Origin of the sequence: Paraburkholderia ribeironis (assembly GCF_900019265.1) — a bacterium.
Lineage (GTDB): Bacteria > Pseudomonadota > Gammaproteobacteria > Burkholderiales > Burkholderiaceae > Paraburkholderia > Paraburkholderia ribeironis.
This window is the reverse complement of sequence record NZ_CYGX02000031.1, coordinates 67,176-82,072: the sequence shown is the minus strand read 5'-3', so window position 1 is coordinate 82,072 and position 14,897 is coordinate 67,176. Positions and strand designations below refer to the sequence as shown.

The window sequence follows — 14,897 nt, the reverse complement described above, 5'->3', positions numbered from 1 at the left end:
GCTATGCCCGTGATCCGCGCGTGGCGAAGACGCTGCGTGACATTGTGACTTCCTTCCTGACATGAGCGCTAACTCGTCCATAACACTCGCAGTGCCGCTCGCCGCATGCGACGACCTGCACTTCTACGAGCCCACGCGCGGCCATGGCCTCGCGCACGATCCACTCGGCGCGATCGTCGGGCCGCGTCCGATCGGTTGGATCTCCACGCGCAGCGCGGACGGCACGCTGAATCTCGCGCCATACAGCTTCTTTAGCGTCTTCAACTACGCGCCGCCGATCCTTGCGTTCTCGAGCGTGGGGTTCAAAGACACGGTGCGCAACGCGCAGCAGACCGGCGAGTTCGTCTGGAACATCGTCACGCGCGATCTGGCCGAGCCCATGAACGTGACGAGCACGGCGGTGGCTGCCGAAATCGACGAGTTCGCGCTCGCCGGTCTCGATGCGGCGCCCTCGCGCGTTGTGTCGGTGCCGCGCGTCGCGCAAAGCCCGGTGTCATTCGAGTGCCGGGTGTGCGACGTGATGCAGTTGCGCGCCGCAGACGGCAGCGCGCTGGACACATGGATGGTGACCGGCGAGGTCGTCGGCGTGCACATTACGCGTGCGTTGCTCGACGATGGTGTGTACGTGACGGCGGCCGCGCGCCCGATCATGCGTGGCGGCGGCACGGCCGACTACTTCGAGATTGGCGAGGCGGCGAAGTTCAGGATGCGCAGGCCGAAGGCGGCCTGACGCGAATCTGCTGCGCGCGGGTCAGGCCGGTGGGCGATGCAGTTCGATGAGAAGACGCAAAGTGGCCTTCAGTTCCTCGGCCTTCTGCTTGCCGAGCGGCGCCAGCACACGGTCTTCGTGCGCCTTGGCCTGCTTGATGAGTGCGGAAACGAGCTTTTGTCCTTGAGGCGTAATACGTACCAGCGTGATGCGCCGGTCGGTCTCGTGCGGGATGCGCTTGACGCAGCCCTGCGCTTCCATCCGGTCGAGCAGGCGCGTAACGGTCGGCTGCTTCGTCACGGAGACCTGCGCGAGGTGGCCGATGCTGACCGCCTTGCCGTCCGACAGCGTGGACAGCACACGCCAGTCGGAAACTTCGAAACCTGCTGCCTGGACGATGACATGAAATTCGCTGGAGATCAGCTGACTGACCTGTGCGAGCAACGCGGGGGTGTAGTTGTCGACAAAGCTGCTGACTGGAGAAAGGCTCATACGTGGAAAACACCTGCAATCGAAGAGGGGCTGCGCCTGTTGAAACGGAAACATACCATGGTGGCGGACCCGCCACCTTGCATGGCCACAAGCGGAAAAGGGGTTAACCATGATTATGAATTAATTTATACCTAAAGATAATTGGATCGCACTACGACGTTCTTGCGGGCAGTCGCGAATCGTCGTGACGTGGCGGGGTAGCACCGCAATGCCGTTCCGTCTGTGAACGGGCAGGGCATGAGACGCGATGCGGCGAACCGTATCGTGCGGGTATGAGGGTTGAGTCAAGAACGGAGCACAACATGACGAGCAGTCTGGAACAACTGAGCATCGATCTGGCGAGCGGCCGCGTGCGAGTCGTGGACCTGACGCAAACGCTGTCGCCGGAATTTCCGGCCCTGCAACTGCCGCCGCAGTTCGGCCAGGTCTGGGCATTCAAAATGGAGAAGATCAGCCAGTACGACGAGCAAGGTCCGGGTTGGTACTGGAATAATTTTTCCTGCGGCGAACATACCGGCACGCACTTCGATGCCCCGGTGCACTGGGTTACAGGCAAGGACCACGCACAGAACTCCGTCGATACGATCGACGTGAAGAACTTCATTGCGCCAGCGGTCGTGATCGACGCGAGCGCGGAAGTCTCGGCCAATCCGGACTGGCTGCTGACCGTGACGTTCCTCGAAGCATGGGAAGCGAAGCATGGCCGCATCCCGGCCGGCTCCTGGGTGCTGCTGCGTTCGGACTGGTCGAAACGCACCGATCCCGCGGCGTTCCTGAACCTGCGCGATGACGGCGCGCATACGCCGGGGCCGACGCAAGAGGCAGTGGAATGGCTGATTGCCGAACGCAACGTGCACGGCTTCGGCGTCGAGACGATCAATACCGACGCGGGTCAGTCTTACGCGTGGCCCGTGCCGTATCCGTGCCACACGCTGATGCACGGATCGAACCGCTATGGCCTGCAGTGCCTGAAGAATCTGGAGCAGTTGCCCGCTACGGGAGCGGTCATCGTGGCGGCGCCGCTAAAGATCCAGGCCGGTTCGGGCAGCCCGCTGCGCGTTCTCGCGCTGGTGCAGGAGTAGGCGGTCCACCGCGCTTCATATCGGAGCGCGGGTGCACCTCATTGTGTTGCCAATGGGCAACCGCGCAATAAGTAATTCGTAGAACGAATCATGATCGTACAGCGGAGATTGTCAATGAAGAACAAATGTGCGCTCGCTGTAGCTATTGGCTTCGCAGTGCCGGTCGCGCACGCGCAGAGCAGCGTCGAGATTTTCGGCTTGCTGGATGCGGGTGTGTCGTACATCAGCAATCAGGGTGGCAAGTCGAACTGGCAGATGGCAGACGGCATTGCCGTGCCGAACATTTTTGGGTTCAAGGGTACGGAGGACCTGGGTGGCGGATTGAAGGCGACATTCCGCCTCGTCAACCAGTTCTCGCTTGGGAACGGTTCGATCATCTCCTCGCCCAGCAACAGTTCTGTGACGAGCGGCGGCTTGTTCGCACGCGAGGCATGGATGGGCCTTTCCAGCGAACGCTATGGCAGTGTGACGATGGGTCGTCAGCAGGACTTCATGGTCGACACGCTGCTCGCCGACGTGGGCGCGGACTCCGCGCTCTACGTGGGCGGGCTCTACAATTTCCGGGATGGTCCGTTCGCCGGTCTGGCTTTGCCCGATTCGCCACCGAACGAGGCATACGATTTCGACCATATGAACGGCTCCGAGTCGCTAGCGAATTCGGTGAAGTACACTTCGGCCGACTACAGCGGTTTCAAGTTCGGCGGGCTGTACGCTTTCGGCGGGACTGCAGGCAACTTTAGCCAGAACAGCGCAACGAGCTACGGCATCAGCTACGCGAAGGGGCCGCTGGCCGTAGGCGCGGCGTATACGAATGTCAAATACGCAGTGCTGGAAGGCGACAGCATCCGGAACTGGGGCGCAGGCGCGCGCTACGCGCTTGGCAACGCGCTGTTGACCTTGCTCTATACCAACACGCGCAACACTCACAACGGTGCAGCCGTCAACATGGTGGAGGCGGGCAGTACGTATCGCATGACACCCGCTTTCGCGCTGGGTGCGAACTATATGTACATGTGGGGCAATGCGGGCGTCGACAACAACCACGCGCACCAGGTGAACGCCGTGGCGCAGTACAGCCTGTCGAAGCGCACGTTGGTCTACGCGGAAACCTCGTACCAGATTGCGAACGAGGGGGCGAACGCGGCCATCTGCGGGACGTTCGGGCCGTCCAGCAGCAATCATCAGTTCGTGGGACGTTTGGGTATCCAGACGAAGTTCTGAGGGGTGGGCGCGGCCATGCCTCGTGACGTCGCATCGTCGAAACCACGCACGCCGAGCTGGGTCCGGAAATATCGCTCAACCCCGACCGGTCAGTACTTTTCCGGAATCCGGTTATAGGGGTAATTGGGCTCCCGGTACCCTTTCGCCTTTTGCCTCGGGGGAAGATCGATTTTGGGGCGTTCTATGTGTTCATAAGGGATGAGGCTCAGAAAATGCGCGATGCAGTTCAATCGTGCGCGCCGCTTGTCGTTCGCTTCGACCACGTACCATGGCGATGTTTTCGTGTCGGTGGCCGCGAACATCGCATCACGCGCACGCGAGTAGTCGTACCAGCGCCTGTGCGACTCCAGATCCATAGGACTCAGCTTCCAGGTTTTGCGACCGTCGATAATGCGCTGCGAGAACCGGCGGGTCTGCTCTTCCTTGCTGACTTCGAACCAGTATTTGATCAGGGTGACGCCGGCATCGATGATGTCCTTTTCCCATGCCGGACAGAGTTTGAGGAAGCGGTAATACTGGTCGTCCGTGCAAAAGCCCATGACCTTCTCGACTCCCGCGCGGTTGTACCAGCTTCGGTCGAAAATCACGATCTCCCCGCCCGCAGGCAAATGCTCGAAGTAGCGCTGAAAATAGATCTGCGTGCGCTCCCGTTCCGACGGCGCCGGCAGTGCGACGACACGGAACACGCGCGGACTGACGCGCTCAGTGAGCCGCTTGATCACGCCGCCCTTGCCAGCCAGCCGCGTCCCGCCCTTCGAAGATCACGATGACCCGCGCGCCCGTATGCTTCACCCAGAACTGCAGATTCACCAGCTCAACATGGAGCTCGGCCATTTTCGCTTCATACTCCTGCCGCGAGAGCTTTGTCTTTGCCGCCGACCGTGGAATTTCGCGCCGGCTGGACTTCGTGTCTTTTTTCTGGCCCATGATTTCACCATCGACTGAAGGTACTAGCGGAAATCTTCCGCGGTCTTCGCTATCGCTCTCGCAAATTGCGCAATCTGCCTGCACTGTTCGATCAGGTCCATGGCCAGCCGGAAACTCAGCACGTCGGATTTGTCCGCCAGTTGCAGTTTCGCCAGCACGACCTGGCGCGCCGTCGCCGCCAGGTTTTCGATCTGCGCCTTCGACGCGATGACCTGAGCCGCTTCGCTCGCCTCGGGATCGGCGATGGTTCCGATGGCCTGTTCGAGATTCCGGATCACGGTATCCACGAACTGCACCGTCGCCTCATCGCGCAATCGCGCGAGGTCGAGCTGGTGCGTCAGCCTTTGCTGGCTGACCGACACCAGATTGGTTCCGACCACGCCGCTGATGCTTTCCAGGTTGGACGCGATCTGCGTGAACCGGACCATCTGCTGGCCTTCCTCCTCGGAGTGCTCTACCTGCGACAACAGGCCGATATAGTGGAGAATCTCGGCGGCTAGCCGGTCAGTTTCCTTGTCCTGATCTAGCAGAAAGTTGATCTGCTCGATCGTTCCGGTAGAGACCATGTTCGAGCCGCTGCGAACGACCTCCAGAACCAGTTGACCCAGCCGCGTCAGCTCGAGTCGTACCCGCTGCAGCCCAAGCGAGGGCGCTGTCAGGGACGATTCGTCCAGATAGATTGGATCGCCTGCCCGTTTGGCTTCCTGTGCCCGCTTCGGCACGATGAGCTGGGCAAGCCGCGCGATCGGACCGGTGAACCAGATCAGAATCAGTGTGCTGGCCACGCTGAATATCGTGTGGGTGTTGGCGACCTGGCGCGGCGTTTCGGCCGCCAGTCTCGCCAGCCCTTGCAGTTCAGGGTAAGACGGCGAAATATGCCGGACCAGGTCCGCCATCTGCGGAATGAAGAACACCCAGAACAGCACACCCACGACATTGAAGATGAGATGCACCACGCCGACCTGCAGCGCCTCCGCCGATTTGCCGATCGCGGCGAGCAGCGCCGTTCCGCACGTGCCTACGTTTGCGCCCAGAATCAGGGCGATGCCGGCTTCGAGCGGCATCAGTCCCTGCGCTCCCAGTGCGATCACGATTGCCAGCGTTGCCGCGGAACTTTGAACCACCGCGGTGAAGATGGCGCCCACCACGATGCCCAGCAGCGGGTTCTCCATGTCCTGCATCGCGTCGATGAATGGCTGGAAGGTCCGCAGCGGACGCGTCGCGTCGCCCATCAACTGGATGCCCATGAACAGCAGGCCCAGCCCGAGAATCACCGCGCCGAGCTGGCGCAGCAGGTCGCGTCGCCCGAACGCGTGCAGCAGAAAGCCGAGGGCCAGCATGAAGGGCGTCAGCCTCGAAACGTCGAAGGCGATGATCTGCGCGGTGACCGTCGAGCCGATATTCGCGCCCATGATCATGGGCACCGACTGCGCCAGGGTCATCAAGCCGGCGGAAACGAAGCCGACCATCAGCACCGTGGTGATGGTCGATGAATTCAGCAGCGCGGTGACGACGGCACCGGCCAGCACCCCGCGAAACCGGTTCGAGGTCAGCATGCCGAGCAGCGCCTGCAGTCTCGATCCGGCGATGGCCTTCAGGCCGCCCGTCATGAATTCCAGACCGAGAAGGAACAGCGCGAGGCCGCCGATCAACAGCCCGAACATCTGGACCAGATTCAGGCTGCTGGCGTCCAGTCCCTCGGAATAAGGAGTCATCTTGCTCTGCCTCGTGTCATGGCGCGCACTCCTGAACAGCAACCTCGCCGGGCGGCTGCTGTTCCTTCCGGTATCCCGCCCTGAACGTCAGACCGCTGCACGCGGCATCGGTCACGTCGTCGCGAGAGCCGGTTTCGCTGCACGCCACCTGCGGATCACCCATTTCTCGGCCTCGACGACGAGGAAGAACACCAGGCCGCCGAGGAACAGCCATGGCCAGATCTGCTGGGGAATGGCCATCGTGCCGAACAGATCCTGAAGCGGCAAAGCATAGGTAAACAACAGCTGGAGGACGACGACTGCAACGATCCCCATCGGCAGATATCGATTGCCGAGATGTGCCGTGATCGACAGCGAGGAATCGACCAGATAACGGGTATTGAGCAGATAGAAAATCTGGCCGATCGTCAGCGTGTTGACCGCAACCGTGCGCGCAAGCTCGTCCGGCGCATCTTGCGCCTTCATCCAGAAGAACGACCACAGCGTCAATGCCAGCAGACTCAAGCCGACGAAAATCACCCGCCAGATCCCAAACCCGGTCAGGATGGGACGACCGGCCACGCCCGGTGGACGGCGCATGACGTCCAGTTCGTGTGGCTCGAAGGAAATCACAAGACCCAGCGCGACCGATGTCACCATGTTGACCCATAGCACCTGAGGCGCCGTGATCGGCATGGTGAAGCCCGCCAGGATCGCCACCATGATGACGGCCGCCTGCGCGACGTTGGTCGGCAGCATGAAGAGAATCGCTTTCTCGATGTTGTTGTAGACCGTTCGCCCCTCGCGGACCGCGGCGGTGATCGACGCGAAGTTGTCGTCGGCAAGCACCATCTCGGCGGCTTCCTTGGTGACCTCCGTGCCCTTGATGCCCATCGCCACGCCGATGTCGGCCTTCTTGAGGGCCGGCGCATCGTTCACCCCGTCGCCCGTCATTGCCACGACCTGCTTGTTCGCCTGGATCGCCTTGACGAGCCGAAGCTTGTGTTCCGGGCTGGCGCGCGCAAACACGTCGACCTTCTGGACCGCCTCCTGCAGCGTCGCGTTGTCCATTGCCTCGACCTCGACGCCGGTCAGCGCCGTCTTGCCGTCGCCGATGCCCAGCATCTTCGCAATCGCAGCGGCGGTGATCCTGTGGTCGCCCGTGATCATCGTGACGCGGATACCGCCCGCGTGGCATTCCTTCACCGCCTCGATGGCTTCCTTGCGCGGCGGATCGAGCAGACCGACCAGCCCCAGCAGAACGAGCGTCTTCGGGAGATCCGCAGGCGACAGGTTTCTATCCGCCAGACCCGGATGTTCGAGCCACGCAAGCGCCAGCACGCGCTCGCCTTGCGCCGCCAACTGGTCCGAGGCCTTCAGGAAATGGGCGAGATCGATTGGCTGCGGGCCGTTGCTGGTCTGCTGCCGGTCGCAATGCTCGAGGATGACTTCGGGCGCCCCCTTGACGAGCAGAAACTGGCTGCCGTCGGCCGCTTCGTTCAGCGTCGCCATAAAGCGGTGTTCGGACTCGAAGGGAATCGCGTCGACGCGACGATAAGCCGTCTGCTGTGCCTGCCGTTCGAGACCGATCTTGGTTGCGAACGGATACAGCGCTCCTTCCGTCGGATCGCCTTCGACCTTCCAGAGGCCTTCCTCCTCGCGCAGCTCGGCGTCGTTGCAGAGCATCGAAACGCGCCCCATCAGGTCGAGGACCGGGTCTTGAGGCGCAGGTGCGCCATCCCGCAGAACTTGCCCATCGGGTGCATATCCATCGCCTTCGACCTGATAGGTGGTCTCGGCGGTGACAGCGGACACGACCATCATTTCCATCAGCGTCAGGGTACCGGTCTTGTCCGAGCAGATCCGCGAAACGGAACCCAGCGTTTCCACCGCTGGGAGCCGGCGGATGATCGCGTTGCGCTGCGCCATACGCTGAACGCCGATGGCGAGCGTAATCGTGATGATGGCAGGCAATCCCTCAGGAATGAGCGATACCGCAATGCCGACAACAGCCTGAAAGATTTCGACGAACGGCAATCCCTCGACCCATCGGCCGTATGCAAACACTAGCGCGCCGATCACGAAAATGACGGCGGTAATGGCGTAGCCGAATTTCTTGATCTGCCGCAGCAGCGGCGTCTCGAGCGAGCTGACTGCCGCCAGCATCTGATTGATGCGCCCGAGCTCGGTTTCGCTTCCTGTCGCAACGACGAGCCCTGTGCCACGTCCCGACACGACCAGCGTTCCGGAGTAGGCCATGCTATGGCGATCCCCGACCGTCGCATTGGCAGCGACGGGGGTGACGGACTTGTCGCTCGGTACCGATTCTCCGGTTAGCGCTGCCTCCTCCATGCGCAGGTTCTTGACGTCGGTTAACCGAAGGTCGGCGGGTACCTTGTCGCCTGACTCCAGAAGGACGACGTCGCCCGGCACGAGCTGGTCCGATGCGATCATCCGGGTCTCGCTCGCGCGCAGGGTTCTCGCCTCGGCGGACAACATATTGCGAATCGAATCCAGCGCCTTCTCGGCTTTGCCTTCCTGGATAAAACCAAGCAACGCATTGATGACGACGACGCCCAGAATGATCGACGCATCGATCCACAATCCGAGCATCAGTTTGACAAAGCCGGCGCCTAGCAGGACATAAACCAGAATATTGTTGAACTGGCCCAGAAACTTCATCAAGAGGCTCTGCTTACCGGCTTCCGGCAAGCGGTTTGGACCGTACCTTTGAAGTCGCTCATCCGCTTCCGGAATACCCAGGCCCGATTGCGGATTCACGCCTAGCTTCTGTGCGGTCTCCTCCGCGGTCACCGCATACCAGGCCGCGAACTCACCTTGAAGTCTTGCGTTTGTCGCCTCGTTCATCGCTCGCTCTACAATGTTGTGGCCGGCACAAATTTATTGAACCTGCGGATGTGATTTATCAGAACTGCTTACAGAAGAATGGTTATCAAGGATGCATCCGGGAACGGCCGCGAACCGTCGGCGTCACTATCGCTATGGCGTTTCTGGCTGTCCTGGCTATCTGGTTTCCACCCGATAATTCGACACACGGTTATTTGCGATTGCCTGCATCTATCATAGGCGGCCCGCTGCATATCGTCTCGATAGACATCGCCGCATCGGCGAACCGCCTGCAAATCCGGCGCGGACTTTGTGCATTGCGTCAGAGATGGCAAACGCGGCGGGGCGCGCCGCAGATCAGCTTGCAGCGCACTTCCGGGTTCGGGCCAGGAAGGGACACTCGACCTCGGCACATGGATCGGCAGACTATTCTGCTGTGTGTGAATACCGATTGGCAGTGCTGCATTGGTGGTCGTAAGCTTCGTCAAGATCAACTGTCGTGTCCGCGCCTCTCATGCGCGACTGGGGCGATGCTGTGCCAACAACTGAAGTAGTGAAACTATACGGAGCCGCATGGAGCGTATATGTGCGGATCGTCCGGCTTGCGTTGGAAGAGAAGCAGGTGAAATATGATTTGGTCGAGGTAGATGTATTCGCAAAGACCGGCGTTCCGCAAGAACATTTGACGCGTCACCCGTTCGGCCGCATTCCCGCCTTCGAGCATGGCGATTTCCGTCTTTACGAAACAGGCGCGATTGTTCGCTACATCGACGATGCTTTCCCCGGATGCAAACTACAGGCGACAGATCCGAAAGCTCGTGCCAGGGTAAATCAGATCGTTGGGATACTGGACGCCTACGGATACCGAACGCTCGTTTGGGACATATACGTTGAGCGCGTGGTTTCAGCTCGCGAAGGCCGGCAAGCGAATGAAGAGAAAATCGCCGCTGCGCTGCCGCGTGCCGCCGTATGTTTATCTGAATTGACCCGGCTATCCGATGACTGTGGGTTCCTGATCGGCAATAGCGTGACACTGGCCGATTTGTACGCCGCTCCAATCTTCGCATGCTTCATGCAGGCACCTGAAGCCGTTCCATTATTGGCAGGGTGCGAAAAACTGATCTGCTGGTGGCAAGGATTCGCTACTCGCGACAGCATGTCCCGGACAAGACCGTGAGCAGCGGCGTGCGGAACGGAGGCCAGTTTCGGCATTTGGTCACATCGGGCATTGACGGCCGACGGTTGGGTGTCGAAATCCAGATTCCAGCCACCCGGTCCGCCAATTCGCCATAAACTCTCGCGACGTCGCACGCTTCGTTGGAGCCGGCCAGCATGTTCATTCATCGCGGTGCCGCGTTGACACGTCGTGTCAGGAGGAATCCTTCGCATGTACAAGTAGCAACGGCGTCTGCGTAATATGCGCGACACGGCCCGCGACGCTGCCCAGGTGGACTTCCGGTTTCGCAAATTGCATGCCGTATTTCAAAGCCTCAAGCGACGGAGTGCTTCCGTCGATCGCGAACAGGACCCGTTTCCGGGGGCACGCCAGCTTTTCCTCGTGGGAAGGTGGCACGATCAGTAGCGAGCATCGGGAATGTATTGTCAGTGGCCGGGACACCGTGCCCTCGACCCAGCGCAGTAGCCCATGATGCTGCCGTGCGCCGACGATCAGCAGATCGGCGCACCAGTCGTCGGCGGCATCGATCAATGCGGTGGCGATGTCGCTACCTCGCTTCGAAAGATCGATTAAATCCTCTTCGAGGGGAAGGTCACGACCCGAGAAGACGTGCTTTGCCTGAACGAGCGCGTCTGCCGCGTCACGCAGAAGTTCCGCGCGTGCGGCATACAGTTCGGCACTCGCCTTCGGAGGCAGGGAACTAAGCGAGCGAGGATTGTCGGCGACGCTCACGAGCCGGATGTGCGCATTAGTTGGGGCGATGTTTCGGACGAACTCCGCTGCTCGCAGTGAGGCGGGTGACAAATCCACCGCGACTAAAATGCGATCGATTCCAACTGCTTCGTTGACGAGCGTCAAGGGAAGGTCGGCGCTGACACATAGCCTTGTAGTAGACGAGGGCTGCCCGCGGGTGCTGCTGAATTCGACAGGAATCTCGCCCAGCTTCAGGAGCAAATAAAAACAATGCAGGCTGGGGCCACCGTCTGCCGGTACACAGTAGACATGCTGAAAAATCGACTACCGACGACTTCCCAGCCTTGGAAGCTCGTCAACTACAGGAGCGAACATGAGCAGCAATTCCGACTACAAAGACCTCACCCGCGCAGTATCGGTTCAGATGCGAGCGATGCGCGAGTCACAACCCGAGTTGATGACGGCATTCGGCCAACTCGCTGCGGCCGGCACAAAAGACGGGGCGCTGAATCGAAAGACGCGGGAGCTGGTGGCATTAGGAATTGCGATTGCCTGTCGTTGCGACGACTGCATCGGCTTTCACGTCCAGACGCTGGTGAAGCTGGGCACTACAAGAGCCGAGCTGGAAGATGTGCTCGGCACTGCAGTCTATATGGGAGGCGGCCCATCAATGATGTATGCCACTCACGCACTGAGAGCGTTTGCCGAGTTCTCGACCTGAATATCAACGCGTTCGGATTGCCTTGCCGGTTTCTGCTACGCAATCCCATCCCCGATAAAGCACCATCGTGCTCAACTCAGGGCGGCATCATGCCCGCATGGTGATGCATATGCCCAACCATCGCGTCAGCACCGTGGTCCGAGAGCTGCGCATCGAGCCATACGTGAAGTGACGACACCTCGGCCACATTTGGGCGAAGAACAAAATGAGTGCGCAGCGGCTCAGGCCTGTTGCCGACTCAGCTTCGCGCGCTCGAGCAACTCAAACACAGCCATGCCGCCGAGCATCGCGGCCACAAAACCCCACGCCTTCGGAAAGCCAGCGCCCAGTGCGACCAGTGCGGGCCCCGGGCAGAATCCTGCAAGCCCCCAGCCCACACTGAACACCGCGCTGCCCAGCACAAGTCTCAACGTCACGTTGGTGCTGGCCGGAATCTGCATGGGCAGACCCAGCAGGGATTTCTTGCGGCGTTTTGCAAACAGGAACGCGATAGAGCCGATGGCTATCGCGCCGACCATCACCAACGCAAGAGACGGGTCCCAGCGCCCCGCGATGTCGAGAAATCCCAGCACCTTCGCCGGATTGGCCATGCCGGACACCATCAGGCCGACGCCAAACAGAAGCCCGGAAAGTAAAGCAGCGAACAAACCCATCTCAGCCTCCCAGCAGATGTCTGGATACGAATACGGTCAGAAAACCGCCTGCCATGAATGTTGCCGTCGCGACAAGCGAACGGATCGAGCCGCGCGAGATGCCACATACACCATGGCCGCTCGTGCAACCGCTTGCGTAACGCGTGCCGATGCCAACCAGAAAACCAGCGACGAGTATTTCGCCCCACCCAGCCTGGATATCAGGCGCTATAGGGTTACCCAGCAAGCCTGCCAGCACAGGTGCCCCGACAAGCCCCGCAAGAAAAGCGACACGCCATCCCGCATCTTTCTGCGGCGTGCCCAGCAGGCCACCGAGAATGCCGCTGATGCCAGCGATACGTCCGTTGAAGAAAACAAGCACGGCAGCCGCGGCGCCAATCACCAGGCCGCCAGTCAGTGACAAACCCGGTGTGAAACTCGCGAAATCAATCGACATGACCCCTCCTTATCGTCATTGGGCGCAAAACTGGTCGTACAGCACGGTCATAACCGCAATCGCTTCCTTGCTCGCGACGGAATAAAAGATACTTTTCCCTTCCCGGCGTGTCTCGACCAGCGCGTTATCGCGAAGTACGCCGAGCTGCTGGGAGAGTGTGGGCTGACGTATCCCCAACTGTTCTTCCAGGTCGCTCACACACAACTCGCCCTGTGATAACTGACACATCAGAAGCAACCGGTCAGGATTTGCCAGCACCTTCAGTAGCGCACAGGCCTTCTCTGCCGAGGCCTGCATCACCGAGAGGTCGATTGGGGATGACTTCTTCCTCATCTCATCGTTCCATGATCTGCACACCAATATTATATTGAATAATATATTGTTTGTGAATAGAATGAAAAGCAAAGTGCAACGAGGTCATGATGCAGCCCAACATTCAACCGTTTTTCGACTCCGTAACAGGCACCGTCACCTACGTCGTCTACCCGTGCGGAGGTCACGACTGCGCCATCATTGACCCCGTCCTTGACTACGACCCCAAAGCGGGGCGCACGTCGACAAAGAATGCCGACAAGGTTATCGAATTCGTTCGCTGGCAGGGTCTGCAGGTGCAGTGGATTCTGGAAACACACGCGCACGCAGACCATCTGTCTGCGGCGCATTACTTACGACTTGAGCTTGGCGGCCGGATTGCGATTGGCGAGCACATTCGCACCGTCCAAGGTGTTTTCAAGCGGCTTTTCAATCTCGAGCCCGGTTTCCATGTTGACGGCTCGCAGTTCGACCATCTTTTCCAGGAGGACGAGGAATTTTCCATAGGCGGCCTGACCGCGCATGCGCTTTACGTGCCGGGTCATACACCGGCCGACACAGCCTACCAGGTTGGAGATGTGGTGTTCGTAGGAGACACGCTGTTCATGCCGGATGTGGGCACCGCACGCTGTGACTTCCCCGGCGGCGATGCCCACTGGCTGTACAGGTCGATTCGAAAGCTACTGGACCTGCCGGGCGAGACCCGGCTCTTCATGTGCCACGACTATCCACCCGAGGGCCGCAAACCCGAATGGGAAACCACAGTGTCCGCGCAGCGTGCGCATAACATCCATGTGCATGACGGTGTAACGGAAGAGCGGTTCGTCAGCCTGCGCGAAGCGCGTGATGCAACGCTTGCGATGCCCGTTCTCATCCTGCCATCCGTGCAGGTAAATATACGGGCCGGCGATTTTCCACCTGCAGAGGAAAACGACATCAGCTACCTGAAGATTCCCTTAAACGCACTCTGATAAGAACGTTGTGCCGCGTCGACTCGTTCACGACCTGAGTCTTCCAACTTGGCCAGGCGGCGACACAGACACAACAAGCTGACCTTGCGTTGGTGCCGACCCAGCGCAATCAGATTGACAATTCACGACAGACGAGCCAGCGAATATTCGCTCGCCGAAGCGAGTCTGCATAAAACAACGATGGAGGAGACATGGAATCCAGTCGAACGGCACGGTCTGGCCGGTTGCACTGGCGACCCGCGAGCACACTTGTAGCATGCGCTCTGGCTGTATCTTGCATTGTGCACGCGCAGGAGTCGCCGTTGGGCGCCACAATTGCAACAAAGGGAACCGCCAAAGGTATCCCCGCGTGCATTAGCTGTCACGGCTCCAAAGGCGAAGGAAACGCCGCAGCTGGATTTCCAAGGCTCGCGGGAACAAGCGCCACCTATCTCACAGCTCAACTGGAAGCCTTTGCCGACGGACAGCGGCAAAGCACTATCATGCAGCCGTTCGCAAAAATCATGGCATCCGAGGGTCGCGCGGCTGTTGCGAAGTACTTTAGCCGGCTTCCCTCGCCGCCAGATGCTCACCCGGCAGCCAACGACTCCCCAGCACCTTCTAACACAGGGGTGTGGCTTGCGACGCGCGGCCGCTGGGGACAAGGGTTGCCTGCCTGTGGGCAGTGCCATGGGCCTGCTGGCTCGGGAGTAGGAGCGGCCTTCCCGCCATTGGCGGGCCAGCCTGCAGCGTACCTTTCCGGCCAGTTGCATGCATGGCAGAAGGGGCTGCGTCCACCCGGCCCTCTGGCACTCATGCCGGTCATTGCGAGCAAACTCTCAGAAGCGGACATCACAGCCGTATCGGATTACTACGCTGGTGAGCCCCTTGCGGGCAACGTGAAGAGCGTCAGGGAGACCAAACAATGAGCGTCCGTGAATATACACATCTGCTCAGGGATGTTAGCTTGCTTGCGTCCGGCA

Annotated in this window: 14 protein-coding genes and 1 pseudogene; 7 read left to right on the top strand and 8 right to left on the bottom strand. The window is 60.2% G+C overall.

Annotation, left to right across the window (positions count from 1 at the left end; genetic code table 11):
• Positions 1 to 61 precede the first annotated feature (61 nt).
• Positions 62 to 730, top strand: a complete 669-nt coding sequence (locus BN2475_RS15115) for a flavin reductase family protein (protein ID WP_094780311.1) — start codon at positions 62 to 64, stop codon at positions 728 to 730.
• A 21-nt stretch (positions 731 to 751) separates the two neighbouring features.
• On the opposite strand, the gene BN2475_RS15110 is transcribed toward BN2475_RS15115, so the two are convergent.
• Positions 752 to 1,201, bottom strand: coding sequence for a MarR family winged helix-turn-helix transcriptional regulator (locus tag BN2475_RS15110; RefSeq protein WP_094780310.1), 450 nt, complete (start codon positions 1,199 to 1,201; stop codon positions 752 to 754).
• A gap of 302 nt (positions 1,202 to 1,503) precedes the next feature.
• Between BN2475_RS15110 and BN2475_RS15105 the strand changes: the two genes are divergently transcribed.
• Positions 1,504 to 2,283, top strand: coding sequence for a cyclase family protein (locus BN2475_RS15105; RefSeq protein WP_094780309.1), 780 nt, complete (start codon positions 1,504 to 1,506; stop codon positions 2,281 to 2,283).
• Between the two features lie 114 nt (positions 2,284 to 2,397).
• Complete coding sequence (locus BN2475_RS15100; protein ID WP_094780308.1) at positions 2,398 to 3,504, top strand: porin; 1,107 nt, start codon at positions 2,398 to 2,400, stop codon at positions 3,502 to 3,504.
• A gap of 89 nt (positions 3,505 to 3,593) precedes the next feature.
• Here the strand turns inward: BN2475_RS15100 and ppk2 are convergent.
• From ppk2 to BN2475_RS15085, 3 genes and pseudogenes are all read right to left on the bottom strand, one after another.
• Positions 3,594 to 4,431 (bottom strand): annotated as a pseudogene (ppk2, locus tag BN2475_RS15095) (polyphosphate kinase 2).
• A gap of 23 nt (positions 4,432 to 4,454) precedes the next feature.
• The gene (locus BN2475_RS15090) at positions 4,455 to 6,146 is read right to left on the bottom strand and encodes a Na/Pi cotransporter family protein (RefSeq protein WP_094780307.1); all 1,692 of its coding nucleotides are present in this window, start codon (positions 6,144 to 6,146) and stop codon (positions 4,455 to 4,457) included.
• A gap of 111 nt (positions 6,147 to 6,257) precedes the next feature.
• Positions 6,258 to 8,993 (bottom strand): cation-translocating P-type ATPase, encoded by a 2,736-nt coding sequence (locus BN2475_RS15085; protein WP_094780306.1) that lies wholly within the window; start codon positions 8,991 to 8,993, stop codon positions 6,258 to 6,260.
• A gap of 493 nt (positions 8,994 to 9,486) precedes the next feature.
• On the opposite strand from BN2475_RS15085, the gene BN2475_RS15080 reads away from it, so the two are divergent.
• Positions 9,487 to 10,149, top strand: coding sequence for a glutathione S-transferase family protein (locus BN2475_RS15080; RefSeq protein WP_094780305.1), 663 nt, complete (start codon positions 9,487 to 9,489; stop codon positions 10,147 to 10,149).
• A gap of 192 nt (positions 10,150 to 10,341) precedes the next feature.
• Here BN2475_RS15080 and BN2475_RS15075 read toward each other — a convergent pair whose 3' ends face one another.
• Positions 10,342 to 11,007, bottom strand: a complete 666-nt coding sequence (locus tag BN2475_RS15075) for a universal stress protein (protein WP_245841337.1) — start codon at positions 11,005 to 11,007, stop codon at positions 10,342 to 10,344.
• Positions 11,008 to 11,215: 208 nt separating this feature from the next.
• Here BN2475_RS15075 and BN2475_RS15070 point away from each other — a divergent pair, with 208 nt between their 5' ends.
• Positions 11,216 to 11,563, top strand: coding sequence for a carboxymuconolactone decarboxylase family protein (locus tag BN2475_RS15070; RefSeq protein WP_094780304.1), 348 nt, complete (start codon positions 11,216 to 11,218; stop codon positions 11,561 to 11,563).
• A gap of 221 nt (positions 11,564 to 11,784) precedes the next feature.
• Here the strand turns inward: BN2475_RS15070 and BN2475_RS15060 are convergent, their stop codons facing one another.
• Genes BN2475_RS15060 through BN2475_RS15050 form a run of 3 tightly spaced genes read right to left on the bottom strand, consistent with a single transcriptional unit; the run spans position 11,785 to position 12,985 of the window.
• A complete protein-coding gene (locus tag BN2475_RS15060; RefSeq protein ID WP_094780303.1) occupies positions 11,785 to 12,216 on the bottom strand; it encodes a DUF6691 family protein in 432 nt (143 codons plus the stop codon).
• A gap of 1 nt (position 12,217) precedes the next feature.
• Positions 12,218 to 12,652 carry a YeeE/YedE family protein gene (locus BN2475_RS15055; protein ID WP_094780302.1) on the bottom strand — a complete coding sequence of 145 codons (435 nt, stop codon included), beginning with the start codon at positions 12,650 to 12,652 and terminating at the stop codon, positions 12,218 to 12,220.
• 15 nt (positions 12,653 to 12,667) lie between these two features.
• Complete coding sequence (locus tag BN2475_RS15050; protein ID WP_094780301.1) at positions 12,668 to 12,985, bottom strand: ArsR/SmtB family transcription factor; 318 nt, start codon at positions 12,983 to 12,985, stop codon at positions 12,668 to 12,670.
• 89 nt (positions 12,986 to 13,074) lie between these two features.
• On the opposite strand from BN2475_RS15050, the gene BN2475_RS15045 reads away from it, so the two are divergent.
• Both BN2475_RS15045 and BN2475_RS15040 read left to right on the top strand, forming a co-directional pair.
• The gene (locus BN2475_RS15045) at positions 13,075 to 13,935 is read left to right on the top strand and encodes an MBL fold metallo-hydrolase (RefSeq protein WP_094780382.1); all 861 of its coding nucleotides are present in this window, start codon (positions 13,075 to 13,077) and stop codon (positions 13,933 to 13,935) included.
• Positions 13,936 to 14,126: 191 nt separating this feature from the next.
• Positions 14,127 to 14,843, top strand: a complete 717-nt coding sequence (locus BN2475_RS15040) for a c-type cytochrome (RefSeq protein ID WP_094780300.1) — start codon at positions 14,127 to 14,129, stop codon at positions 14,841 to 14,843.
• The last annotated feature ends 54 nt before the right edge of the window (positions 14,844 to 14,897 follow it).